The organism is Saccharothrix sp. CB00851, from assembly GCF_001905065.1.
Classification (GTDB): domain Bacteria; phylum Actinomycetota; class Actinomycetes; order Mycobacteriales; family Pseudonocardiaceae; genus Actinosynnema.
Window position 1 is genome coordinate 47,472 of record NZ_LWLC01000035.1, and the last position, 24,071, is coordinate 71,542.

The 24,071-nt window shown below is 71.4% G+C and carries 22 protein-coding genes and 1 pseudogene; 18 read left to right on the forward strand and 5 right to left on the reverse strand.

The window, feature by feature from the left end:
- Positions 1-146 precede the first annotated feature (146 nt).
- Entirely contained in the window at positions 147-1,946 is a 1,800-nt protein-coding gene (locus A6A25_RS31070) for an FG-GAP-like repeat-containing protein (protein ID WP_073896317.1), read from the forward strand.
- A 154-nt stretch (positions 1,947-2,100) separates the two neighbouring features.
- On the forward strand, positions 2,101-3,297 hold the full coding sequence (locus A6A25_RS31075) for a hypothetical protein (RefSeq protein WP_073896319.1): 1,197 nt from the start codon (positions 2,101-2,103) through the stop codon (positions 3,295-3,297).
- Between the two features lie 9 nt (positions 3,298-3,306).
- On the opposite strand, the gene A6A25_RS31080 is transcribed toward A6A25_RS31075, so the two are convergent.
- Complete coding sequence (locus A6A25_RS31080; protein WP_073896322.1) at positions 3,307-4,581, reverse strand: hypothetical protein; 1,275 nt, start codon at positions 4,579-4,581, stop codon at positions 3,307-3,309.
- Between the two features lie 205 nt (positions 4,582-4,786).
- Here A6A25_RS31080 and A6A25_RS31085 point away from each other — a divergent pair, with 205 nt between their 5' ends.
- Positions 4,787-5,182 (forward strand): hypothetical protein, encoded by a 396-nt coding sequence (locus A6A25_RS31085; protein WP_143193519.1) that lies wholly within the window; start codon positions 4,787-4,789, stop codon positions 5,180-5,182.
- A 38-nt stretch (positions 5,183-5,220) separates the two neighbouring features.
- Here the strand turns inward: A6A25_RS31085 and A6A25_RS31090 are convergent, their stop codons facing one another.
- Positions 5,221-5,562: an ArsR/SmtB family transcription factor gene (locus A6A25_RS31090; protein ID WP_073896325.1), complete on the reverse strand. Its 342-nt coding sequence runs from the start codon at positions 5,560-5,562 to the stop codon at positions 5,221-5,223.
- A 132-nt stretch (positions 5,563-5,694) separates the two neighbouring features.
- Between A6A25_RS31090 and A6A25_RS31095 the strand changes: the two genes are divergently transcribed.
- From A6A25_RS31095 to A6A25_RS31110, 4 genes are all read left to right on the forward strand, one after another.
- Entirely contained in the window at positions 5,695-7,140 is a 1,446-nt protein-coding gene (locus A6A25_RS31095; protein WP_073896326.1) for an MFS transporter, read from the forward strand.
- 164 nt (positions 7,141-7,304) lie between these two features.
- Positions 7,305-7,787: a flavin reductase family protein gene (locus A6A25_RS31100; protein WP_073896328.1), complete on the forward strand. Its 483-nt coding sequence runs from the start codon at positions 7,305-7,307 to the stop codon at positions 7,785-7,787.
- The gene (locus A6A25_RS31105; protein WP_073896329.1) at positions 7,784-8,722 is read left to right on the forward strand and encodes a Gfo/Idh/MocA family protein; all 939 of its coding nucleotides are present in this window, start codon (positions 7,784-7,786) and stop codon (positions 8,720-8,722) included. The genes A6A25_RS31100 and A6A25_RS31105 overlap by 4 nt, the downstream gene beginning before the upstream one ends.
- 34 nt (positions 8,723-8,756) lie before the next feature.
- Positions 8,757-9,599, forward strand: coding sequence for an MFS transporter (locus A6A25_RS31110; RefSeq protein WP_274534355.1), 843 nt, complete (start codon positions 8,757-8,759; stop codon positions 9,597-9,599).
- Positions 9,600-9,613: 14 nt separating this feature from the next.
- On the opposite strand, the gene A6A25_RS31115 is transcribed toward A6A25_RS31110, so the two are convergent.
- The 3 genes from A6A25_RS31115 to A6A25_RS31125 form a co-directional block, all read right to left on the reverse strand.
- On the reverse strand, positions 9,614-10,672 hold the full coding sequence (locus tag A6A25_RS31115; protein WP_198932921.1) for a zinc-dependent alcohol dehydrogenase: 1,059 nt from the start codon (positions 10,670-10,672) through the stop codon (positions 9,614-9,616).
- Positions 10,673-10,776: 104 nt separating this feature from the next.
- Positions 10,777-11,901 (reverse strand): acyl-CoA dehydrogenase family protein, encoded by a 1,125-nt coding sequence (locus A6A25_RS31120; RefSeq protein ID WP_241829002.1) that lies wholly within the window; start codon positions 11,899-11,901, stop codon positions 10,777-10,779.
- A 760-nt stretch (positions 11,902-12,661) separates the two neighbouring features.
- Positions 12,662-12,994 carry a hypothetical protein gene (locus tag A6A25_RS31125; RefSeq protein ID WP_073896383.1) on the reverse strand — a complete coding sequence of 111 codons (333 nt, stop codon included), beginning with the start codon at positions 12,992-12,994 and terminating at the stop codon, positions 12,662-12,664.
- A gap of 268 nt (positions 12,995-13,262) precedes the next feature.
- Between A6A25_RS31125 and A6A25_RS31130 the strand changes: the two genes are divergently transcribed.
- The 11 genes and pseudogenes from A6A25_RS31130 (at position 13,263) to A6A25_RS31185 (ending at position 24,071) form a co-directional block, all read left to right on the forward strand.
- Entirely contained in the window at positions 13,263-13,961 is a 699-nt protein-coding gene (locus A6A25_RS31130) for an MFS transporter (RefSeq protein WP_241829003.1), read from the forward strand.
- A 175-nt stretch (positions 13,962-14,136) separates the two neighbouring features.
- Positions 14,137-15,069, forward strand: a complete 933-nt coding sequence (locus A6A25_RS31135) for an alpha/beta hydrolase (protein ID WP_073896334.1) — start codon at positions 14,137-14,139, stop codon at positions 15,067-15,069.
- A gap of 14 nt (positions 15,070-15,083) precedes the next feature.
- On the forward strand, positions 15,084-15,944 hold the full coding sequence (locus A6A25_RS44930) for an esterase/lipase family protein (RefSeq protein WP_198932922.1): 861 nt from the start codon (positions 15,084-15,086) through the stop codon (positions 15,942-15,944).
- A 30-nt stretch (positions 15,945-15,974) separates the two neighbouring features.
- Complete coding sequence (locus tag A6A25_RS31145; protein WP_198932923.1) at positions 15,975-16,868, forward strand: SDR family NAD(P)-dependent oxidoreductase; 894 nt, start codon at positions 15,975-15,977, stop codon at positions 16,866-16,868.
- Positions 16,869-16,911: 43 nt separating this feature from the next.
- A complete protein-coding gene (locus A6A25_RS31150) occupies positions 16,912-17,493 on the forward strand; it encodes a TetR/AcrR family transcriptional regulator (RefSeq protein ID WP_073896337.1) in 582 nt (193 codons plus the stop codon).
- 128 nt (positions 17,494-17,621) lie between these two features.
- On the forward strand, positions 17,622-19,067 hold the full coding sequence (locus A6A25_RS31155) for a hypothetical protein (protein WP_073896338.1): 1,446 nt from the start codon (positions 17,622-17,624) through the stop codon (positions 19,065-19,067).
- Positions 19,068-19,216: 149 nt separating this feature from the next.
- The gene (locus tag A6A25_RS31160; protein WP_158073849.1) at positions 19,217-20,068 is read left to right on the forward strand and encodes a fibronectin type III domain-containing protein; all 852 of its coding nucleotides are present in this window, start codon (positions 19,217-19,219) and stop codon (positions 20,066-20,068) included.
- A gap of 397 nt (positions 20,069-20,465) precedes the next feature.
- A pseudogene (locus A6A25_RS44935) lies at positions 20,466-20,735 on the forward strand (hypothetical protein); the annotation flags it as partial.
- A gap of 109 nt (positions 20,736-20,844) precedes the next feature.
- Positions 20,845-22,035, forward strand: a complete 1,191-nt coding sequence (locus A6A25_RS31175; protein WP_073896343.1) for an NAD(P)/FAD-dependent oxidoreductase — start codon at positions 20,845-20,847, stop codon at positions 22,033-22,035.
- Positions 22,036-22,063: 28 nt separating this feature from the next.
- Positions 22,064-22,978: an RNA polymerase sigma-70 factor gene (locus tag A6A25_RS31180; protein WP_073896345.1), complete on the forward strand. Its 915-nt coding sequence runs from the start codon at positions 22,064-22,066 to the stop codon at positions 22,976-22,978.
- A gap of 136 nt (positions 22,979-23,114) precedes the next feature.
- Complete coding sequence (locus A6A25_RS31185) at positions 23,115-24,071, forward strand: sensor histidine kinase (RefSeq protein ID WP_073896346.1); 957 nt, start codon at positions 23,115-23,117, stop codon at positions 24,069-24,071.

Consider the following 24,071-nt stretch of genomic DNA (forward strand, 5'->3'; position numbering starts at 1 on the left):
AGCCGGATCGTGTCGGCGATTCACCGGATACCGCGGCGAGCCGGGCGTCGCTAACATCGCGAGAGGGCCGCGCGTGATCGTGCGGATCATCGCGTTGAGGGGGACGTGTGGCTGAGGCGGCAGGTTGGCGTTCACGCGGTCGGACGGTGCGGTCGAGGACGTCCCGGTTCGCGGTCGGCGTGGTGGCGGTGTTCGCGCTCGTCGTCCCGGCTGTGGTCACCGCTGGGCCGGCGGCGGCCGCGGTGGTGGAGGTGGACACGAGAGAGGAGTTGCTCGCCGCGTTGGCTTCGGCGACCGCGGGTGACACCGTGTTCGTCACGGGCACCGCGTCGATCAACCTGACCGGGCACAAGCGGATCGTCATCCCGGCCGGGGTGACGCTGGCGAGCAACCGCGGTCAAGGTGGCGCGCCCGGTGCCCTGCTGTACAACACCGAGCTCGACGCGGGGCAGAGCGAGGCGTGGGCGCAGTTCTCGCCGCGAGGCAGCGGGGTGCGGATCACCGGTCTGCGGCTGCGGGGCCCGGATCCGGAGATCCGGGGTGACGCCTACGAGTACGACAACTCCCGCGGCATCGAGGCGCTCGACGCCTCGGACCTGGCCGTGGACGGCAACGAGCTGTCCGGCTGGTCGCACGGCGCGGTGTACCTGGGCAACACCCTCGAAGCGAGGATCGCGAACAACTACATCCACCACAACCGGCGGACCGGCCTGGGTTACGGCGTGGTGCTGTACAACAGTTCCAGCGCGGTCATCGAGTTCAACACGTTCACCCAGAACCGGCACGCGATCGCCGGCAACGGGCTGCGCACCCAGCGGTACGACGCCAGGTACAACCTGGTGGTCGACAACGCCCGCTCGCACGGTTTCGACATGCACGGCGAGAACGAGACGCAGGGCAACGGTTCGCCCTACGCCGGGGACGTCATCCACATCAAGAACAACAGCTTCCGCTCCAGCGCGGAGCCCGCGGTCGCGGTCCGCGGCCGGCCGTACACCGGGGCCTGGGTGTCGGGCAACTGCTTCGCGCACGGCAGTTCCGGCAGCGCCGTGCTCCAGCGCCACTACGCCGGCAACCTCCACGTCGGCACCAACACGTACGGGACCACCACCGGCACCTGCCACCAGCTGGGCGACCGTGAGCCCGTCGGCTGGAAGCTGTCCAGCGCGGGCACCGGCAACTGGCAGGACCTGCGGCCGTACACGTTCGACGTGTCCGAGGTCGGCTTCGGTGACTTCGACGGCGACGGGCGCACGGATGTCTTCCGCGCCACCGGACACCGCTTCTACTACTCGCCGGGCGGGCGTGAGCCGTTCGTCCCCGGCGCGCAGTCGACCGTGACCAGGGCCGGGACGCGGTTCGGTGACTTCGACGGTGACGGCCGGACCGACGTGTTCTCCGTCTCGAATGGACAGTGGCGCTTCTCGTCGGGCGCGACCGGCAGCTGGCAGCCGCTGGCCACCGCGTCCGAGCCGCTGGCCGAGCTGCGGTTCGGTGACTTCGACGGCGACGGCAAGACCGACGTGTTCCACGCGGACGGCACCCGCTGGTACTACTCGTCGGCCGGCGTCTCCTCCTGGCGGCCGCTCGCCACGTCCGGTCTCGACGTCGGCTCGATGGGCTTCGGTGACTTCGACGGCGACGGTCGGACCGACGTGTTCGCGCTGGTCGGTGACCGCTGGCAGTACTCGGCAGGCGGCGCCGCCGGGTGGGCGCCGCTGGCCGTGTCCGACATCCCGGTGTCCGCGCTGCGGTTCGGCGACCTGGACGGCGATGGCCGCACGGACGTGTTCCGCACCGCAGGGGGCCAGTGGTACCACTCGTCGGGTGGTCGGTCGTCCTGGGTGCCGCTGGCATCCAGCGGCTGCCCACTGGCCGGCCTGGCACTCGCCGACCTGACCGGTGACGGACGGGCCGACGTGTTCACCGGCCGGTGCGGCGGCTGATCCTCCTCGGCACGGACGTCGGCGAGTGCCTCCGCTCGCCGACGTCCGGCGTGACCCGCGAGGGCACCGTTCGCTGCCCCGACGGCCGTTGCGACGCCGGCTCGGCCAGGAGCAGGCTTGCGGGTACCCGGTCCGCCCCTTGGGAGAGCGTCGCATGCGGGAACACGTCGAACGCCGGTCCACCCACGAGCCGTCCGAGGCGAAACGACGGACGGGAGACCGCGGACTCCTCGGCCTGCAACGGCAGGCGGGCAACCGGGCGGTCTCGCGGCTGGCGCTGAGCGTGCAGCGCGTCGACCGCACGCTCAACCCGGCCACCGCCTCCGAGAGCGAGATCGCCGCCGAGGTGACCCGCGTGCGGAACGACCTGGCGCGCATGGAACCGTCCGACCCGGCCCGGCAGGAACGTGAAGGCTACCTGCGCGCCCTGGAGGCACGGGCCACGCAGTTGGGCGGGAACACCCACACCGGCGGCAGCGCGGCGGCGATCAACACCGCTCTCGACTCGCACACCCGCATCAGCATGTACGTGGACGAGGCCCGCCGGATCTCCCAGCAGGTCCTGGACGACCTCGACGCGGGCCGCGTCTCCCACGAGGAGGCGCGGCTCGCCGCGTCGACCCTGCGCAACCAGTCCCTGGGGAACGCGCGGCAGCGCCTCACCCCCGGCGGACGCGCGATGTCCGAGGCCATCAAGGAGGAGGGCAAGACCCTCGACCAGCTCGTCGCGATGTACAGCGAACGGGTCGTCCGGGCGAACCGGAGCCGGTACGGCCTGTCCGAGGAGGACCTGCGCAACCCCGCGCGCGTACGACAGGCCGCCCGTGCCGCGGAGAGTTCGGAGGAGGTGTCCCGGGCGATCATCTCCAGCGCGGGGCGCACCAACCGGGCGATGACGGTGGCGGCCAGGGTCGGACGGGTGGCGGGACCCCTCGCGGTCGGTGCGTCGCTGGCGTCGTCCGGCTACGAGATCTACCACGCCCAGCCCGGCTACGACCGGGCCAGGGTGATCACGCGGGAAGCGGGCGGTTTCGCCGGCGGGTGGATCGCGGGCAGCGCCGGGAGCCTTGGCGCGGCGTGGGCGGCGTCGCTGGTGTGCGGGCCGGGCATGGCGGTGTGCGCGTTGGCGATCAGCCTGGTTGTCGTGGGCCTGAGCGCCTACGGCGGCGGGCGGGCCGGGGAGTGGGTGTCCGAGGAGGCGTTCACGTCCGTGACGCAGGCTCCCGTCCCGGCGGCGACGCTGTGGGGCACCGGAGGCGGTTACGGCGGCCTGATGCGACGGGACTTCGAACGCGCGTTCGGCCCGGCGATCCGTGCCCAGCAGGGCGGGTCCAGCGGCGGGGAGCGCTGAGCCGCTCCCCTATTCGGTGCTGATGTCGAGCACCGCCGTCGTGCCCTCCACGCCGGCGAGCGAGAACACCACGGTCGGCCCGCCCGCCGTGCCGAACTTCCCCGAACCGCTCGCACCGATCGACATCCGGGTGGACGGGGTGGTGAGCACCAGCCTGCCACCGCGGATCGACACCTTGACCGTCAGGTCGCCCACGGTGATGTCGGCTTTGCCGGTGATCAGCACCTGGCAGGTGCCGGTCCGGCAGGCGGCGAGATCGGTGCCGTCGCGCGCGGTCAGCGGCTGCTTCGGCTTCGCCGCGACCTCGCGCGGGACGCAGGACGGCGCGAGGTCGTGGGACGCGGCGAGCGCGGGACCGTGTCCGACGGCGGCGAGCAGCCCTTCCGCCTTCGGCTTGACCGCGGTGACGGCGGTCTTGGCCAGGTCGGCCCGTTCCCGCAGGACGGAGAGCGGCGCCAGGTCGCCGAACGAGCGGCTCTCCGGCAGCGTCCCGGCTTGTTCCCGCAGCGTGGTCAGCAGGGTGTCGTGGAAGGTGTCCGCCTCCGTGACGCCGGTCGGCTCCAGCTGGGCGATCCGCGCGGCACCGCCGGTGATCGCCGAACTCGTCGTGCTGAGGTAGCTCTCCAGTTCGAACGACGCGAACCGCGGGTCCTCGCCCACGATGTCGGCGGTTTCGGTGCTCAGTTCGTTGATCGAGGTGACGGTGGCGCACATCTCGTCCGCCCAGTTCACGAGGTCCCGCGTCGGTGCCGGGTCCGGCAGCGTCACGGCACGCGCGGGCTCGCAGGCGGGCGTGAGGTTGTACGAGGTGAGCAGCTCGGGCGCGTTCTCGACGACATCGGTGAGTTCCTGCCGCACCGGGCCGAGGCCGGACACCAGCTCCGCGATCTGCTTCATCCTCGCTTGCGCCTCGGCCTCCGGCGCGGTGATCAGCGAGTGGTCGGCCGCGGGCGGCAGCTGTGGCCGGACGCCTTCGAGCGCCTTGACCAGTCCGGCGACGTGCCCGTCCGCCGCGGCCACCCCCGACGGTTCCAGCTTCTTCAGCGCCTTCGTCGCGTTGTCGACGCCGTCGACCACCGACTGCACGTAGGAGAAAGGGCTGGAGTTCGACGGTTTCGTGGCCGCGTCGAGCGCCTTCACGTGCGAGCACACCGTGCTCGACCACTCGACCAACTCCCGGGTGGGCGGAGGCGGTGGTGGTGGAGCCGGGGACGCGGTCGGTTCGGCCGCCGAACACCCGGTGACCACGAGACCGATGGCCAACGCCGAGATGAGCTCACGCATACGGGCAGTCTCGGCGCTGACGGCCACGACCGGGTCCCCGCTGTCAGCTTCCTGCCTTCCCCGCTCGCACCGCGTGGAACGACCGGCGCTGCCGCGGAACTCGTGGGCTCAGGCGAAATCCTCGGCGGTACTCCGTTCCGGGCAATTGCGGTGTAGTCGCGGAACCCGTCGCGGTCGCGGGTGCGTCGGAAGGCACGTGTCGGCGGTGCGGGGGGGGGACGGGGCGGCGATGGGCGGCGTGGTCGAGAAGCCTTCCGGGCGCGGGTCCGTGCTGACGGCGTGGCTGGCGGTCTACAGCATCGCCGTGCTCGCGGTCGGGGTGACGCTGGTCGGCCACGCCGTGCGGGAGCTGGACCGCGGGCGGACGCTGGACCTCCCGGTGGCACTGCTGATCCTGGGGCTGCTGGGTGAGGCGATCGCCCTGACCGGGCTGTGGCTGTGGCAGCGGTGGGGCCTGTCGCTGCTGGCGATCGGCGTCGTCCTCGGACTGGTCGGCTCGCTGATGGGCGACGTGTCGGGCCTGGTCGTGGCCGGCCGGATCGTCTGGCTGTGCCTGTTCGCCTTCGCGCTGATGCCCCGCTGGGAACTGTTCCGGTCCTAGGAGGACCGGCACCCTGATCGCAGGGCTTGTCGGAGTGATCAGATGTGCGCGGTGAACTGGTCGATGGTCTCCGGCGCGGAGTCGACGCCGTTGAGCACGGCGTCGAGCAGGCCGGGGAAGCGCGCGTCGAGGTCCTCACGACGCAGCGACAGCAGGTTCTCGCGCCCCGACGGGCGCTGCCAGATGACCCCGTTGTCCCGCAGCACCCGCCAGTGGTGGGTGAGGGTCGACTTCGAGATCTCCTTGCTCAGCACGGTGCCGCAGGCGTGTTCGCCGCCCCCCGCCAGGACCCGGACGACGGCGAGGCGCATGGGGTTGCCCAGTGCGTTGAGCACGTTCTCCAGTTTGATCTGGTCGCGATCGGGGTGATGGGGCGTCACAGGCCCAGTATAGCCCGGATGTACGAACAGACGTGAACTTTCGTACTGGGACTTTCCGACGGTACGAGTGCTGTCGTACGATGCCTCACTGTACGAAAGTTTTCGTACAATAGTCTCAACGAAAGGCGCGTCATGTCCACCACGCAGGCGTCCCGCGGGCTGGGCCTGAGCCTCACCCTGCTGGCACTGGCTCAGTTGATCTTCTCACTCGACATCAACATCGTCTTCGTGGCGCTCCCGGACATCGGCGCCGAACTGGGCTTCTCCGGCCAGACCCAGCAATGGGTGGTCAGCGCCTACGTGGTGTTCGCGGGCGGGTTCCTGCTGTTCGGCGGACGCGCGGCCGACCTGCTCGGTCGCCGCCGGATGTTCGTGCTGGCGTTGACGATCTACGCGGTGTCGTCGCTGGCGGGCGGGTTGGCCACGTCCCCGGCGGTGATCATCGTGGCCCGCGCGGTCCAGGGCATCGGCGGCGCGCTGCTGCTGCCGTCCACGCTGTCGCTGATCAACACGCTGTTCGAGGAGGGCCCCAAGCGCAACCGGGCGCTGGCGGTGTGGGGTGGCGCCGGTGCCAGCGGCCTCACCGTGGGCGCCCTGCTCGGCGGTGTGCTGACCGAGAGCTTCGGCTGGCCCGCGGTGTTCTACGTGAACGTGCCGCTCGCGGGCGCGGTCGCCATCGCCGCGCTGCTGGTCATCCCGGCCGACGTGCGCGGTGGTGCGCGCCGCCGCTTCGACCTGCCCGGCGCGCTGACCGTCACCGGCGGCGCCACCCTGCTGGTGTTCGTCCTGGTGCAGGGCCCGGAGATCGGCTGGGGTTCGACGTCCATCGTGGTGTCCGCGGTCCTCGCCGTCGTGCTGCTGGCCGCGTTCGTGGTGATCGAGAGCCGCAGCGCCGACCCGCTGATGCCGTTCCGCCTGTTCCGCAACCGCAGCCTCGTCGTCGCGGTCACCATCACCGGCATCTACATGGCCACGTTCGGCGCCCTGCCGTACTTCCTGACCGTTCTGCTGCAGTCCGTGCACGGTTTCTCCGCGTTGCAGACCGGTCTGGCGTTCCTCGTGCCGTCGGTGGCGATCGCGCTGGGCACCCAGCTCGGCGAGCGGATGGCCACCCGCCTCGGCACGCGCACCACGCTGCTCGCGGGCTTCGTCATCGGCGTCGTCGGCACCGCCGTGCTCGCGATCGGCTTCGACGTGGACAGCACGTTCCTCGCCATCGTCCCCGGCCTGGTGGTCTCCGGCATCGGCCAGGGCATCACGTGGACCGGCATGTGGATCGCCGCGGCGGCCGGTGTCGCGCCGCAGGAGCAGGGCGTGGCGTCGGGCATGGCGTCCACGGCCCTCAACCTCGGCAACGCCATCGGCCTCGCGGTCCTCATCGCGATCGCCAACGCGGGCCTCGGTGACGTCGCGGGCGACGCGCTGCGGACGGCCACCGCGGACGGCGGTTCCGTCGCCGTCCTCGGCACGGCGGTCGGGATGGTCGTCGGCTTGCTGCTCGCGTTCGCGCTGCCGCGTGTCGTGCGCGCCAAGGCGCCGGCCGAGGTCGTCGCACCCAGCCCCGTGTCCACCGCCTGACCGCTCCGACTCGCCGCGTGGGACCCCAGCCCCGCGGCGGGACCCGGCCGGGTCGGGGACGTCCCGCGTCCGACCGTCACGTCCGCGGGTGCGGCGACGGCCCCGCCGCGCGCCCCGACCGGCCGGGTTTCCCATCCTTCCGCCCCACCACCAGGAGGTGCCCGATGTCCGTCGGTCCCGTCGAGTTCGCCAGCGCCCTGTCCAAGGTGCCCGCCCCCGTGGCCGTGGTGACCACGGTCGACGAGCGCGGCAGGCGTTGGGGCTTCACCGGCAGCGCGTTCTGCTCCGCGTCGCTCGACCCGCCGCTGGTGCTGGTGTGCCTGGCGAAGACCGCGACCACCCACGAAGCGTTCCGCTCCGCCGACCGCTACCTGGTCAACGTGCTCGGCGAGCACCAGACCGACGTGGCGTTGAGGTTCGCGCGGTCGGGTGTGGACCGGTTCTCGGCCGACGACATGGTGCCGTGCGAGCTGGGTCTGCCCGGTCTGCTGACGGCCGCGGCGCGGCTGGCGTGCTCGGTGCACCAACTGGTGGACGCGGGCGACCACACGATCCTGATCGGGCTGGTGGAAGCCACCTACTCCGTCGCGCACACCCCGCTCACCTACTGGAACCGTTCCTTCACCCGGCCGGTCGGACTGGCGTGACCCTACTTCGCGTCGCCGTGCTGGGCACGGCGCACGTCCACCTGTCCGACCACCTGACCGCACTGCGTTCCGACCCCGACGTGCGCCTCGTCGCGGTGTACCGGGGCGAGGAGGGGCAGCCGGTGCCCGGCGTCCACCGGGTCGCGGACCCGGTGGACGCGTTGTGCGAGGCGGACGCGGTGATCGTGGCCTCCACGACCGCGCAGCACGCGGTGCTGCTGCCCAGCGTCGCCGCCGCGGGTCTGCCCGCCCTGGTGGAAAAGCCACTGGCGTCCACGGTGGACGCCAGTCGGTGGCTGGCCGCGCTGCTGGCCACCTCCCGGGCGCCGGTCACCACCGCGATGTTCCTGCGCTGCGCGCCCGCGTTCCGCGCCGCCCGGGAACGCCTGGACGACCTGGGCGAACTCGTCTCCGCGCACGCCCGCTTCACCCATCCCGGTCTGGACGACGGCGTGTTCGGCGCCGTGCCGTGGATGCTCGACCCGCGGCACGGCGCGGTCGGCGGGTTCGCGGACCTGGCCGTGCACCTGCTCGACCTGTTGCGGTGGCTGCGCCCGGAGGCGTCGCTGACCGCGGACGCGGCCCGGCTGCGGTTCCGCGACGGCGTCCCGCTCGACGTCGGCGGCGCGGCGCTGGTGGACTGGGGTGGCACGCCCGTCACCCTCCACGCGGGCTGGACCGCCCGCCCCGGTGGCGTCCACCTGCACGTGGAGGGCGTCCGCGGCTCGCTGACCGTGTCCGGCGGCACGCTGTCCACCGGCTCGGGCGCGCACCTCCACCACCCGCCGCCGGCCGCGGGTGACGCCGTCGTGGCCTTCCTGGCGCACCTGCGGGGCCAACCGGCCTGGGACCCACCCACCACCGCCGACGCGGTGGAGGTGGCCCGCGTGCTCGCGGCCCTGACCGAGCAGGCCCTGACCGAGGCGGAACCGTGATCGTCCTGCTGGCCTCGGGGGGCTGACGACCGTGGTGCCGCAGGTGCTGGTCCCGCTGTCGGCCGACCTGGCGCCGACCGGACGGACGGGTGCGGTCGTCGGTGTGCTGCAGGCGGGGCTGCTCGGTGGCATCCTGCTGGCCCGCGCCTTCGGTGGTGTGCTGGGCGATTGGCTGGGCTGGCGCGGCCCCTACCTGGTGGCCGGAGGGATGTGCGCCCTGTTGGCGGTGCTGCTGGCCCGGCGATTGCCGGCCCGTGCGCCCCGGACCACCGCCGCCGATCCGCTCGCACCGCTGCGGCTGCTGGTCCGGCACCCCGGCCTGCGCCGGTCCGGCCTCTACCAGGCGTTGCTGTTCGGCGGGTTCAGCGCGGCCTGGACGGCTACCGCCCCGTTGTTGACCGACGACGAGCACGGGTGGCCCACGTCGATCCTCGGTCTCGTCGCCGCGGTGGGCGCGGTGGGTGTGCTGGTGGCACCGGTCGCCGGTCGGTGGACCGACCGCGTTGGTCCCGAGAAGGTCGGCTTGGTGTGCTTCACGGGTGCCGTCGCCTCGGCCGCGATCCTGGTGTCAGGCGCCTCGGCCGGTGTCGCCGGTCTCGTGGGCCTGATGGTGGGTCTGCTGGTGCTGGACGTGTCGGTGCAGAGCAACCAGGTGGCCAACCAGCACCGGGTGTTCGCGCTGGACCGCGCCCGGCGGAGCGGGTTGAACAGCGCCTACATGACCTGCACGTTCCTCGGTGGCGCGGTGGGGTCCTGGCTCGGCGTGCTCGCCCAGTCCCACTTCGGCTGGTGGGCCGTCTGCGCGCTGGTGGCGTGCGCCGGGCTGACCGCGGGCGTGCGCCACGTGCTGCGGCGTACGCCGGTCACGACGCTGTGACCGCCGCACCTGCGTCAGCGGAAGTCGACGATGGTCTTCAGGTCGGTCGTGCCCCGGTAGTTCTCCAGGATGCCGACCAGCTTGTCGTAGTCGGAGAACTTGCACACCGAGGACAGCAGCCGCTTGCCGTCGACCACACCCGACACCAGCATCTGCATCGCCGAGGCGATCACGTTCGCCGTCTTGTGCATCGGGAAGCTGGTCACGTCGAACGGCGCCGACATGATGTTGATCCCCTTGGCGAGCATGAGCCACGTGTCGAACTTCTGCATCTCCTGGGACGCCCCGTAGAGCACGTACCGGCCCCGCGGCTTGAGCTTGCGCATCGCCAGGCGGCGCGGGTCCTTGTCCTCGTCCACGCCCTGGATCGTCGGCAGCGCGTCGAAGACGTAGTCGAACGTGCTGTCCGCGACCTCCTCGCGCAGCTCGTCCGGCAGGTACGCGCGCTCGGAGAAGTGCTCCTCGGCGAACGCGTTGCGCTGCGGGTTGGCGTCCACCGACACCACCGAGTTCGGCGCGAGCAGCCGCTTGATGATGCTGCCCGCGATCACCCCGATCGGTCCGCTGCCCAGGATCAGCACCCGGTCGCCCACCCGCGGCGGGTGGGTCAGGATCGCCCGCAGCGCGCCGGTGGTCGGCTCGATGAACGACGCCTGGAGGTCGTCCAGCTCCTCCGGCACGCGCACCGCCGCGGCACGGCGGTCGTCGAAGAAGTTCCGGTCGGCCCCGAACACGTCCTCCAGCACCTGGCCGGAGAAGATCGGCCGCAGCGACCGGTACTCGGCGAAGCCCCCGAAGTCCGTCTGGCCCCAGTACACGACGCGGTCCCCCACGCTGACGTGCCCGCCCGAGGCCGGGAGCCCGGCACCCAGTTCCACGACCTCGCCCAGGTACTCGTGCCCCAACACGATCGGGTACTCGGACGGGAACAGGTGACCTTCGAAGAAGGAGATGTCGGTCGAGCAGATCGACACGCACCGGGTCTTCATGAGAACACCGTCGGCGGGTGTCTCGGGTAATGGCATCTCGGTCAGGACGACTTTGCGCGGCGCGATGAGCTGGAGCGCTTTCATGGTTGACAAGGACGATTCCACCCCTCGTTTGTTCGGCACGCCCGATCGACGCGTCACCTGATGTGGCGGCGCGCGGTAAAAGCGGTCGTGGATTGCGTCGGAGATCAGCGACGCATCTGCAACGGGCCACCGAGCAGGTACTGGCCGACCGTCTCGAAGTGCGACGACGAAAGAGTGATGTGCTTCGTCGCCGAGTTGACGTCGCGGAAGGCGCGCTCCAGCCGGCTCGTGGTGTACAGCGAGCTCGTGCCGGCCAGCTGGTAGAGGCCGTTCACCGCCGCGACGGCGTGCTCGGCGACGCTGGCCGCGGTGATCCGGACCAGTGCGGACAGGTCGTCGCCGCCGTCCTCCCCGTGTGCGGCGACGGTGCGCGCGGCGTCGCGGAGCAGCACTTCGGCGGTGCGCACGAGCATGGCGTAGCGCGCGTACTTCTCCTGCGCGGTGTGGCTGGTGGCCAGCGTCGTGGCACCCGCCGCGGGCACCTTGGACGTGGCCAGCTCCTCGAACGTGGCCAGGGCGTCCTGCGCCACGCCGAGCGCGGTGGACCCCGACGTGAACGGGCCGAAGTCGTAGTACCCGACCGGGTACGCGCGCGACGGCCGGGCCGCGGGCGGCTTGAGCATGTCGGCGCCCGCGACGGTGAACTCCTCCGGCACGAACGTCTCGGCGACCGTGTAGTGGTTGCTGCCGGTACCGCGCAGGCCGATGGTGTCCCAGGTGTCGAGCATCCTGGTCTCGGCCACCGGCAGGAACGCCATCCGGATCTCCCGACCGGTCGGCGTCTGCCGCGGCTTGCCGTTCTCGGTGACGAACGCCGCGCAGACGATCCAGTCGGCGTGCGCGTAGCCGCTGGCGAACGCCCACTGGCCACTGAGCCGGAAACCCCCGTCGACCACCTCGGCCGAGCCGGACGGGTTCACCCCGCCGACGACCAGCCCGGAGTGGTCCCGGAACAGCTTGCGCGCGGTCGGTTCGGGCAGGTAGTCCGAGAGCCTGCCGATCGCGCCCTGGACGCCCATCTGCCAGGCGAGGGAGGCGTCGAGCCGGGCGAGGGCCTGGATGACCGCGGAGCCGGTCTCGATGCTCACCTGGCCGCCGCCGAACTCCCGGGACACCCACATGCGGTGGAAACCGGCTGCGCGCAGCGCGTCCATGACGACTTCAGGAGTGCGCCGGTCTTCCTCCGCGGTCTTGCGGTGCTCGCGGACGAGAACCTCGAGCTCGGCCACTTTCGCGACCCACTCGATCGTTTCGGCGGAGGTTACCGGCGTGTGTAAGAGGGCGTGCTTCGGTGCGATGTCCGTGGACATGTCTGTGGTTCCCCAGTCTGTCTCTCGTCCCAAGTAGTTCAACACTACGTGAACAGTCGGACTGTTCGCCTGGATCGTACAAGCGGCCGGAGCGCCCCGGCAAGCGTCGAGGGAAATCCCGCCACGGGGCGCGGTTGTGACCTGGTGACCGTTCCGCGCACTCCACGTGAGTGAGGAGAACGGAATGTCACCGCTGGATTACCGATTCCGGCGACCAATACGGGATACCGATTCGACGTACTCGGCGACCGCGTGTCGGGACTCACACCACCGGTGCCGATCCTTTTCCTGTGCGCCGGCCGCAGCGCCAATCCGCGCCCGTCTACCGCCACGGCTCCGCGCGCCGCGGCTGCCTGCACCGACAACGACGACGCTCCGCCGCACCGGTCGTCCGGTGCGGCGGAGCGTCGTCGTTGGGTCGGTTCAGATCAGCGCGGCCGAGGCGTACCGGCTGCGGCAGGCCAATGTGCTCGCGCAGGGTGCTGCCCCGCGTGCCCGCGATCAGCATCCTGCGCGCGGTCGAGCTGCCGCCCGCACCGAAGGCGTTGGTGGACCGGCTGTAAGCGGTGCACAGCAACGTCCACGACTACGCCGCCTGCACGACGTGGTGGACGGCTCCTCCGCCGCACCGCACTCCCGCCGCGCCCTGCTCACCGCGCCGTGACGCGGTCCGCCGCTATTACTCCGGGAGGATGGCGGTGTAGCGGTTGGGCATCACGACGCAGTACAGGCCGCCGGTCTCGTTGGTCAGGCAGTAGACCGGCTTCGTCGCCTCGGACTCGCCCGCCTCCGTCTGCTCACCGACCTTCTGGATCGTGATGCGGTGCGGGTCCTTGGCCGGCGGGACCTGCACCGCGTTCTCGTCCCATGGGTGCCACGCGAGCAGACCGCCGCCGATACCGGCGAACAGGATCGCGGCGGCCAGCAGACCGTTGCCCCGACGAGGTGCGGTGGTCGTCGGTTCGGGTCGGGGCGGTAACGACTGCGGTTCAGTGGTGTCCGGGTTCGACATGCCGACAGTCAACAACATCACCGGCGCCGCCCGGCCGGATACCCGACGTCAGCACAAGTGATTTCCGCACGCGTTCGCCGCTGCCGAGACTGTGACACCAGTGATGCCGGTCACCGGGGATCGGCAGGCAGACCTCATCGGAGCGACCTGTGTCGGACTCCACCGCCCGTTCCGGGCACACCGTCGACCCACCGCCGGCCCTTCCGGCGACGGCGTCATCGCCGATGCGGACCGACCCGCGGGACGTCCTCAGGCGCTGGTCCTGCTGTTGTCGAGCTGCCTGTCGGTGCTCGGGGCGGTGTTGCTGGCACCGGTGCTGCCGGCCATCCAGGAGGCGTTCGCCGGCACGGCGGGGGTCGCGGCGCTCGCGCCGATCGTGCTCACCGCACCGGCGTTGATGATCGGGCTGACCGCTCCGATCGCGGGCTGGGTCCTGGAGCGCACGGGCCGCAAGCGCCTGCTGGTGGTGGCGCTGGTCGCCTACGGTTTCTTCGGCACCGCGCCGCTGTGGCTGCCCTCGCTGGAGCTGATCGTGGCCAGCCGCGTCCTCGTCGGCATCACCGAGGCCGCGATCATGACCTGCTGCACGACCCTGCTCGCCGACTACTTCCACGGCCCCGAACGGGAACGCTACTTCGGGCTGCAGACCGTGTGCACGACCGTCGCCGCAACGGTGTTCTTCGCGCTGGGCGGCCTGCTGGGAGCGCAGGGCTGGCGGACGCCGTTCTGGCTCTACGCCGCCAGCCTGCCCTTGGCCCTGCTGGCGGTGCGCTACCTGTGGGAACCCGCCGACCGTCGGGCCGCGTCGCAACGGGTCCCGCTGCCGTGGCGGCGGCTGTCGGCGTCGTCGCCGCACTCCTCGGCCTCGCGACCAGGCTCCTGCGCACCGCGGACGGCAGGGCAGGTGGTGCGGACCGTCAACCGTGAGTCGGTGCTGCCCAGCGTGTCCGCGGCACCCTGGCGGTAGTCGCGTTCACCGTCGAGCAGGGTCGGCAGCTGCTCGCGTCCCGTGACCCGCCCACCGGGCCGTTGTCGGAACATCGGGCGCACTGTGGGTTCAGAACCTCGCACGGTCAGGTCACGCGTCACCCGGTCGGGCTGACACCGTCTGCGGTGGTCCACAGCCCGAAGGAGTAGCGCGCATGACCGAGCCAGTGCTGGAACCCGCGGCGCGGGCGTTCGCCGACGCCACCGCCGACCCGCCCTACCTGTTCGACCTCGGCCCGGTGGACGGACGTGCCGCCGTGGACGCGGTGCAGAGCCCCGAGGTCGTGGTGCCGGGGACCGTCAAGGCGACGCTGACCGATCCCGCCGTCACGGTCTTCCGCCCCGCCGACGCGACCGGGCCGCTGCCGGTGGTGCTCTACATCCACGGCGCGGGTTGGGTGTTCGGCAACAACCACACCCACGACCGGCTCGCCCGCGAGATCGCCCGCGGCACCGGTGCGGCGGTGGTGTTCCCCGACTACAGCCTCTCGCCGGAGGCCCGCTACCCGGTCGCGATCGGCGAGAACCACGCCGTGGCGCGGTGGGTGGTGGAGCGTGGTGCCGAGCACGGCTTGGACGCCTCGCGGATCGCGGTGGCCGGTGACTCCGTCGGTGGGAACATGGCGATCGCGCTGACGCTCACGGCCAAGGAGCGCGGCGATGTGCCGCTGCTGGGGCAGGTGCTGTTCTACCCGGTGACCGACGCGTCGTTCGACACGCCGTCGTACCGGCAGTTCGCCGAGGGCTACTTCCTGCGGCGGGACGCGATGCGGTGGTTCTGGGACCAGTACACGACCTCCGAGGCCGACCGCGCGCAGATCACCGCCTCACCGCTGCGGGCGACGGTGGACCAGCTCACCGGCCTGCCACCCGCGTTGGTGATCACCGCGGAGGCCGACGTGCTGCGCGACGAGGGCGAGGCGTACGCGAACAAGCTGCGCCAGGCGGGCGTTCCGGTGACCGCCGCGCGCTACCAGGGCGTGATCCACGACTTCGTCATGCTCAACGCCCTGCGCGACACGCACGCCGCCGAAGCCGCCATCGGCCAGGCGGTCGCGTTCCTGTCTACCGTCCTGAAGTCCCGCTGAAAGGAGGAGCCGTCATGTCCGAAGCGCACGACCTGGCCCGCATCGACGAGGTCAACGCCAGTGGCAGACCGCCCGTGGTGTTCATCCACGGCCTGTGGCTGCTGCCCAGCAGCTGGGACCGCTGGGCAGCGGTCTTCGAGGAGGCCGGGTACGCGCCGGTGGCGCCGGGCTGGCCGGACGACCCGGACACCGTCGCCGAGGCCAACGCCCACCCGGAGGTCTTCGCGGGCAAGAGCGTCGGCCAGGTCGCCGACCACTTCTGCGACCTCATCGGCAAGCTGGACCGCAAGCCGGCCGTGGTCGGCCACTCCTTCGGCGGGCTGGTCACGCAGATCATCGCCGGTCGCGGGTTGTCCGCCGCGTCGGTGGCGATCGACCCGGCGCCGTTCCGGGGCGTGCTGCCGCTGCCGATCTCCTCGCTGCGGGCGGCCCGGCCGGTGCTGGGGAACCCGGCCAACTACCACCGCGCCGTGCCGCTGACCTACGAGCAGTTCCGCTACTCCTTCGCCAACGCGGTGAGCGAGGACGAGGCCAGGCAGCTGTACGAGGTGTCGACGCGATCTACCTCGTCGCCCCGGTCGGCGTGGCCGAGCCGGCACCGCTGGTCGCACCGTTCCTGGCCGTCGCGCTCCGCGCGGGGGCGCGACGGGTGGTGCTGCTCAGTCCGTCCGCGGTCGAGGACCACGCGTCCGGGCTCGGCGCGCTTAGGACCGCGTCACGTCCACCGTCACCGAGGTCACCGGACGCCCCGCCCGGTCGTTCGCGGAGTTCGTGGAGGCCTATCGGGACGCATTCACCACGTAACGCGGCGCGGGCACCAACGCCATGCGGATAGTTCATCCGGTTACGTGCTACGCTCGGGTTCAAGCGGATGAACTATCCGGATAGCCGATGGGAGCGCACGCGTGACGAAGCGGACAGCTGTGGTGACGGCCGGTACGGCGGGTATCGGCCTGGAGACGGCGCTGGGGCTCGCCGCGGCCGGGTTCGCGGTCACGGTGGTCGGACGTGACGAGGAGCGGGGTGCGCGCGCGGTCGAGCGGATCGGCAAGACCGGACCGGCGCACCCGGCCCGGTTCCTGCGCGCGGACCTGGCCGTGCTCGACGAGGTCCGGTCGCTGGCAGACCGGCTCGCCACCGACCACGCCGTCTCCGGCGAGCCACTGACCGTGCTGGTCAACAACGTGGGCGCGATGTTCGCCGACCGGCGCGACCGCGGCGGGATCGAGGCGTCGTTCGTGGTGAACCACCTCTCGCCGTACCTGCTGACCGAACTGCTGCTGCCCACCCTGACCAACGGTGCGCCGAGCAGGGTCGTGAACGTGACCTCGGGCGCGGTCGGGGTCGCGAAGCGGTCGTTCGACGCCGTCGAGCCGCCCGGCGGCTACTACGGCTTCCACTGGTACGGCCGCGCGAAGCTCGCCAACCTGGCCTACACGCTCGATCTCGCCGCGCGACTGGACGGCACGGGTGTCGCGGTGTTCGCCGCGGACCCCGGCGGCGCCGCCACCGACATGACCAACGGCTCCATGTCGGACCCGAAGATCGTCTCGCCCGGCTTGCGGCTGCTGTGGCCGTTGGTGCGCCGCAAGTTCGAGCGCTCGACCTCGGGGCCCGCGTCGGTGGCGGCCAGGCCGTCGATCGTCGCGGCCACGGACGACGGGCTGACCGGCCGGACCGGCGTCGTCATCGGCCTCCGGGCCGAGCCGGTCGCGCCGTTCCGCGCGGCGACCGACCCCCGCATCGCCGAGGCCGTGCGTCGACTCAGCGAACGCCACGCGCCACTCGCGGTCGCCTGAGCGGTAGCACGATCCGGATGTGTCATCCGATTAGACTGACCCCATGGCGACCACTCGGCAGCGCACTGATGCCGCCCGCAACCGGGACCGGATCGTCGCGGTGGCCAGAGGGCTGGTCGACGAGGGCACACCGTTGCAGCTCAACGACGTCGCGCGCCGCGCCGGGGTCGGTGTCGGCACCGTCTACCGGCACTTCCCGACCGCCGAGGCCTTGCTGGAAACCGTCGCCGCCGCCTGCCTGGAAGCCCTGGTCGAGCACGGCGAGCAGGCGCTGACCGACACCGACACCCGGCGGGCGCTGGAGGGTTTCCTGATCCGCACGGTGGAAGCGCAGGTGACCGACGCGTCCCTGGCCCCGGTCACCGCCGCGCCGTCCGACGCCTTGCCGCGCACCACGGAACTCAAGCGGTCGCTGCAGGCGGTCGGCGCCACCCTGCTCGACCGCGCCCGCCGGGCCGGGGTCGTGCGCCCGGACCTGGCGGCCACCGACCTCGTGCCCCTGATGTGCGGCATCGCCTATGCCGCACAGGTCCACAGCGCCACCCCGACCGACCGGGCCACCACCGCGCGCCGCTACTTGGCCACCATGCTCGACGGCCTGCGCAGCCGGGCACCACAGGATTGAGCGTCGCGAGCCGGGAACGCACCCCGATCATCCGACCGTGATCCAGTCAGCGGCGGCGATCTTCACTCGTTCGTGTCTGTCTCGATCCAGGGCCGGTTCGTTTCCGTCACCAGCGGCGATGACCGGTTATGAAGGCAGTGCTTCTGGCGGTCGCCACCGCGCTTGTCTGGGCGTGCGGCGCGGGTACCGCATCGGCCCGGCAACCGTCGGCTCCGGTCACGATCGAGGAGATCGGCACGGTCGCGGCCGTGCTGCCGCCGTCCGGGGGCGTCGACGTGGACATTCCCCTGGAGTTGCGCGGAACCACGGACACGACCGTCACGCTCAAGGCCCCTGTGCTGCTGTCGTTGAAGAGGGACACCGGTGCCGGTGCGGTGACCATCCGGTCGGCCGTCGAGGTGCTGCGCGACGACCGGTCCGTGACGGGCACGGTGCAGCTGGCGGCGTACGAACGGGCCACGTTCGTCGTGCGGCTGAAAGGCCTGTCCAGGGCCGGCACCTACAGCGCTCAGATCGCCGTCGGCACGGCGACGGGCGCCGAGGTGAAGACCGCGGTGTCGGTGAAGGTCCGCAGCTCGACCGCGATCGCAGCGGGTTTGATCCTGCTCGGTGTCGTGCTGTCGGGGATCCTCAAGTACCTGGCCGGCACCTACCGGGACATCCTGAGGACGCGCGGCAGGATCGGGTTGCTCACCCTCCGCCTGCGGCAGGTCCGCGATTCGCTGGGAGACCTGGACGACCAGCACCAGCGCGTCGTGGACTCCGTCGCGGACCAGCTGGAGGAACTCCGCGTCCGGCAGGACGCCGATGACCGACCGACCGCCGCGCAGCTGGACGAGTGCGGGCGCAAGGTCCCCGGTGTGCGCTCCTACGTCCTGTGCGACCGACGGATGCCCCCGACCGCGGACCCGGCACTGCGGAACAAGTTGGTCGAGGTGAAGGAGTGGCTCGACACCCCCGTGGACGCCTCCGACATCAAGACCCGTCGGGAGGCCGCCGAGGTCGCCTTGACCGACCTCGCGAAAGCCCTCAACGCATTGGCGAGCCCGTTGGCACGGGAGATCACCGACGCCCGGGCGACCGTCGAACGCCGGCTCGAAGTGGCTGCGCAGACGGGCGCGACCGACCGGATCAACGACTTCACCACCGCACGGCGAAAGCTGGATGAAGCGCTGCGGCTCGTCGTGTCCGATCAGGAGGAAGCGAAGAAGCACCTCGACGATGCGCTCGCGATCGGCCGGCGGCACGGGGAGCCCATGGGGCCGACGACAACGCAGGCGGACCAGCGGACACTGCCGGCCGAGGAGGAGGTCTCGGTCGACGTCTCCGATCCCCTGCGCGGCCTCGGGACGAAGAGCCGCCGGGCCCATCTCGTCGTCACCGCGCTGGTGGCCGTGGTGGCAGTCCTGCTGGGCCTGCAACTGCTCTACGTGAACTACCTCGCGTGGGGCACGTCGCTGGACAAGATCACCGCGTTCCTGTGGGGGCTGGGCCTGCACCCCGTGGCCGGAGTGGTGTTCGGCGGGCTCGACGGGCTGCGGGAACGCATCTCCAGCAGTCAGGCCAAGGAGTGACCCGTGCCGGGAATCGACTACCGACGTTGCGACTGAATGGTCCACACGAACGGACGGTGATGTGCGGAACACTGTCAGCGGGCGGGCGAAACCGAGGGGACGTGAAGTTGCGCAAAAGACGGAGCTCATTCCGCGTCACCGCCTTGTCCGTGGCCTCGGCCCTGGTGGCCGCCGGCGCGTTGACGGGAACGGCAGGACCGGCGTCGGCGCAGACGACCGCGGTGCGCATGGACTACACCTGCAAGACCTCGCTCGGACCGAAAGCTTCGCTGACCGTGTGGGTCGTCGGCGGCCTGCCGGATGAAGGCGCGGGACTGAACACCGTCGCGAGCCATGAGTACACCTTCATCGACGTGGACCTCGACCTGCGCGAACTGCGCCCCGCCTTGACGTTCGCCGGCGGGGTGCGCCTGGACGGCGACAGCACCGCGACGCTCGACGCGAGGGTCGTCGGCCCGGACGGGACGCGGACCACCCGGGCCGCGTTCACCATCGCGCCCACGTGGCTGACGACCACCGAGAGGACCGCGGTGCGGGCCGCGGGCTCGTTCCCGGTGCAGCAGCTCACCATTCCCGGCTACTACGACCTGCACGTGGACGACCTGGCGTTGACACTGCGCCCTGAGCGCGCCGACGGCTCACCTCTCGGCACGGTCACCGCGTCCTGCTCGCACGACCCGGCGCAGAACGATCTGCTGGGCACCGTGTGGTCGCAGTCCGCCATCTTCGAGCGCCCACCGCGCCCGGGCGGGCTGCGGGTGGTCTCGACGACGCCGACGTCCGTGACCCTGGCCTGGGAAGCCTCGTCCTGGTGGAACCCCACCCACGGCTACGAGGTGTACCTGGACGGAGGGCACACCGGCCTGGTCACCGAGAAGCAGGTCACGCTGACCGGCCTGACCCCCGACCGACAGCACCGGGCGAAGGTCGTCACCGTGGACGTGCAGGGCGTCCGGTCGACCATGAGCCAGGGCTTGATCTTCACCATCCCACCGGCCTGACGACCACAACGGCACCCGCGGTAGACGTCTTCGCTACGCCTCCGTAGCGCATGGGCACCTCGGAGGCGCGGCGACGCGGTCCCTGCTGGAGGCCAAGGGTGAAGCCCCGGAGAACAAATGTGTCGAGGGGTCCGGCTGGGCCGATCCAGGGTCGGCGCCATGGTCTCCACGAAGCTCTTCGACTCCGAACGCCGCGTCATCGAGACCGCCGAACGGCTCGCCGCCACCCTCGGGGAGGACCTGAACCACACCGTGGCCGCGGCGGCGATGGACACCACGGGCAGGATCCACGAAGCGGTCAACGTCTACCACTTCACCGGCGGACCGTGCGCCGAACTCGTCGTGCTCGGTACCGCCGCGGCAGCGGACGCCGGTCCGCTCGTCACGGCGGAAGACCTCCACCGTCCGCTACGACGACCCGGTCACGCCGGGTCCCGCGATCTTCCTGTTCGAAGACGACGACGCCCACCGCACGTTGAACGGCACCGTCACCGGCGTCGAGCGCCACCGGCTCGATCGCCTCACCGCCGCACAGGCCCGCCTCGATGACGGCACGAGCATCGACCAGCTCAAGGCGGGACTGCGGGACCACTACCCCGGCCCGCCCTCCGACGCCGTGGTCGAGGTCGTGACGTTCACCGTCGAACCGCCAGGCACCGTGCAGTGATGTGTGCCGGCGACCTCGGTCCGCGGTGAAGTGATCTGCCTCACCTCATGTCAGGAATCCGGTCGGTGCGGTGTCTTGTGCTCGAACTTCTCGGAGCGAAGGAGACACCATGGGCAAGAGCATCGACGTGGTCGTGGTCGGTGGCGGGTACGCCGGGGTGATGGCGGCGAACCGGTTGACGCAGCGCGACGACGTGACGGTGACCGTGATCAACCCCCGGCCGCTGTTCGTCCCGAGGCTGCGGCTGCACCAGTTGGTGGCCGGTACCCACGACGCGGTCGTCCCGTACGGGGAAGTCCTGGCCGATGGCGTTCGGCTGGTGGTCGACGGCGCGACGCGGATCGACGCGGCCGGGCGCAGCGTGACGGTGGCCGGGGGCGACAGCATCGGCTATGACTACCTGGTTTACGCGGTGGGCAGCGGAAGTGCGGTGCCGCGGGTTCCCGGCGCGGCCGAGTTCTCGTACCCGGTGGCGACGTTGGAGGCGGCGCAACGGGTGCGGTCGGTGCTCCATGACACGCCCTTGACGGCCGCGGTGACGGTGGTCGGGGGTGGTCCGACCGGGATCGAGACGGCTGCGGAGCTGGCGGAGCGGGGTCGCGCGGTCACGTTGGTGTGCGGGGGTGTTCTCGGTCCGTACCTGCACCCGCGGGCTCGGCGGACGGGGCGCAAGTACCTCGCCAAGCTGGGCGTGGAGGTCGTCGAAGGCCCTGGCACGACCGTCGCCGCCGTGACGACGGAAGCGGTGGAGCTCAGTGACGGCCGGGTGCTGCCGAGTCGGGTCACGCTCTGGGCGGCGGGTTTCGGTGTGCCCGACTTGGCCGGTCGCAGTGGGTTGCGCACGGATGCCGACGGGCGTCTGCTCACCGACGAGACGCTGACCAGCGTCGATGACGAGCGCATCGTCGCGGCGGGTGACTCGTCCGCGCCGTCGGACCTGCCGTTCCGGATGAGCGCCTACGCCGCCGGGTGTCTGGGCGCGCACGCCGCCGACACGGTGCTCAGCCGGATCGCGGGTGATCAGCCGAAGCCGGTCGACTTGTCGTTCCCGGCCATGTGCGTCAGCTTCGGCCGCGGTGCCGGGATCTTCCAGCTCGCGCACAAGGACGACACCGCGGTGCCGGTCTACTTCAGCGGGCTCGCGGGCAAGAAGCTCAAGGAGTTCTCCTGCCAGGCCAGCGTCAAGCACCTGGTGACCGAGGCGCGCGAGCCAGGCACGCACCACTGGCCCAAGGACGGCAAGCACCGGCCACAGCTGTTGCGGGCCCAGCGTGACAACGCCGCCGCACCGCTCGCGTAGCAGTCGTCGCGCCACCACGGGAGACTCGATGGACACGACAAGCGAACCCGGTGACCACGCCGTCGTCGAGGCGACGGAAACGTTCCTCGCCCACCGCAGGCTGCTGTTCACCGTCGCCTACGAGATGCTCGGCTCGGCGGCCGATGCCGACGACGTCCTGCAGGAGACCTGGTTGCGCTGGATCGCGGTCGACGCGGCCGGTGTCGCCGACCCCCGCGCCTACCTGGTCCGGATCGCGACCCGCCAGGCGCTCAACCGGTTGCGGTCGCTGAAACGTCGCCGGGAGGCCTACGTCGGTCCCTGGCTGCCCGAGCCGTTGCTCACCACACCGGACGTGGCGGCCGACGTCGAACTCGCCGAGAGCGTGTCGATGGCGCTGATGCTGGTGCTGGAGACGTTGAGCCCGACCGAGCGGGCGGTCTTCGTGCTGCGCGAGGCCTTCGGGATCGGCTACGACGAGATCGCGGCCGCGGTCGACAAGACGCCCACGGCGGTGCACCAGATCGCCCACCGGGCACGCCGCCGCGTCGAAGCCCGCCGTCCGCGCCGCTCGGTCACCGCGGGTCAGGCCGAGGCGGCGGTCCGGGCGTTCCGGCGCGCGCTCGTGACCCGTGATCTGCAGGGCCTGCTCGACGTGCTCGCCCCGGACGTAGTGGCGATCAGCGACGGCGGCGGCATCAAGCAGGCCGCACCGCGGCCGATCACCGGTGCCGACAAGGTCGCCCGGTTCATCGTCGGCGGCCTCACCAAGCACGACGTCACGTTCACCGTCGAGTCGACGTTGGTCAACGGTGGCCCGGCGCTGACACTGCTGGTCGACGGTGAGCTCGACGGCGTCATCGCGATGCGGGTCGAGGACAACCGCATCACCGGCCTCTACTTCGTCCGCAACCCCCGCAAGCTGACCCACATCGGCTCCGAAACCCCGCTCAGCCTGCGATGAGCCAGCCGTCGCAGGCCGGGCTCGGCCACGCCAACAAGCCCGGCACGCGGTCGTGGTCGACGTCGCCCCGCTCCCGGTGCGGCATCGAGCGCGGGGCGCCACGGACCTCGGCCCCAAGACTCGGTAACGTCGAAGCGTGCGCACCCGGGAACGGCGCGTAGCCGAGGCGGTCACGGCCTACCTGGCGCGGGACGGACACGATCCGGATCCGCGTGCGCTCGCCCGCGTGGTCGGCGAGGCGCTCGGTGCGACCGGCTGCGCGCTGATCATCGACGGGCGCCGGTACCAGTGGGGCGACGGCGGTGGGTCGTGGCGGGAGCACGACATCGGCCATGGCGACGAGGTGCCGGGTGTTCTGGCCGCTGCCCCGGAGTCGGTCGGTTCGCTGGGCGCGGTCGCCGCGGTGCTGGGTGCGCCGGTGGCGGCCCTGCGGCTGGTCGAGGAGACCGATCGGTTGCGTCGTGACGGTGACGCGGCGGCGCGGGTGCTGGCCGACGAACGGTGGCGGGCGGCGGCCGAGATGGAGCAGGAACGCCGAGGCCTGGAACGGGACCTGCACGACGGCGCGCAACACCACCTGGTCTCGCTGCGCATGTCGCTGGCGCTGGTCGAGCACGCGATCAGCACGGGTGCGGGCCGGGAACGCGTCGCGGAGCTGGTGGCACGGCTGGACGAGGCCGAACGCGTGCTGGTCGACACCGCGACCGGGATCCTGCCGGGAGCGCTGGTGTCCGGTGGCGTCGCGGTGGCGCTGCACGCCGAGCTGGCCCGCCACGACGAGGTGACGCTGGACGGTGCGGGTCTGCGTCGCCGTTACCCGGTGCCGGTCGAGTCGGCCGTCTACTTCGTCGTGCTGGAAGCGGTGAACAACGCGCGCAAGCACGCCGGGGGCGCGCGGGTCACGGTCACCCTGCGGGACGGCTACCGGGGTTTGGAGTTCACCGTCGCCGATGACGGGCCGGGTTTCGTGATGGGGGCGTCGAACGCGGGTCTGCCCAACCTCGCCGCGCGTGCCGCGTCGGTCGACGGTGTGGTGGAGGTCCGCTCGGTGCCGGGGGCGGGTACCACGGTCAGCGGCCTCGTCCCGTTCTGA

Excerpts from the sequence above, each read along its gene's own strand:
- A6A25_RS31075 (WP_073896319.1), top strand. The coding sequence starts at position 2,101 with ATGCGGGAACACGTCGAACGCCGGTCCACCCACGAGCCGTCCGAGGCG.
- A6A25_RS31080 (WP_073896322.1), bottom strand. The coding sequence starts at position 4,581 with ATGCGTGAGCTCATCTCGGCGTTGGCCATCGGTCTCGTGGTCACCGGG.
- A6A25_RS31095 (WP_073896326.1), top strand. The coding sequence starts at position 5,695 with ATGTCCACCACGCAGGCGTCCCGCGGGCTGGGCCTGAGCCTCACCCTG.
- A6A25_RS31100 (WP_073896328.1), top strand. The coding sequence starts at position 7,305 with ATGTCCGTCGGTCCCGTCGAGTTCGCCAGCGCCCTGTCCAAGGTGCCC.
- A6A25_RS31115 (WP_198932921.1), bottom strand. The coding sequence starts at position 10,672 with ATGAAAGCGCTCCAGCTCATCGCGCCGCGCAAAGTCGTCCTGACCGAG.
- A6A25_RS31125 (WP_073896383.1), bottom strand. The coding sequence starts at position 12,994 with ATGTCGAACCCGGACACCACTGAACCGCAGTCGTTACCGCCCCGACCC.
- A6A25_RS31135 (WP_073896334.1), top strand. The coding sequence starts at position 14,137 with ATGACCGAGCCAGTGCTGGAACCCGCGGCGCGGGCGTTCGCCGACGCC.
- A6A25_RS44930 (WP_198932922.1), top strand. The coding sequence starts at position 15,084 with ATGTCCGAAGCGCACGACCTGGCCCGCATCGACGAGGTCAACGCCAGT.
- A6A25_RS31150 (WP_073896337.1), top strand. The coding sequence starts at position 16,912 with ATGGCGACCACTCGGCAGCGCACTGATGCCGCCCGCAACCGGGACCGG.
- A6A25_RS31155 (WP_073896338.1), top strand. The coding sequence starts at position 17,622 with ATGAAGGCAGTGCTTCTGGCGGTCGCCACCGCGCTTGTCTGGGCGTGC.
- A6A25_RS31175 (WP_073896343.1), top strand. The coding sequence starts at position 20,845 with ATGGGCAAGAGCATCGACGTGGTCGTGGTCGGTGGCGGGTACGCCGGG.
- A6A25_RS31180 (WP_073896345.1), top strand. The coding sequence starts at position 22,064 with ATGGACACGACAAGCGAACCCGGTGACCACGCCGTCGTCGAGGCGACG.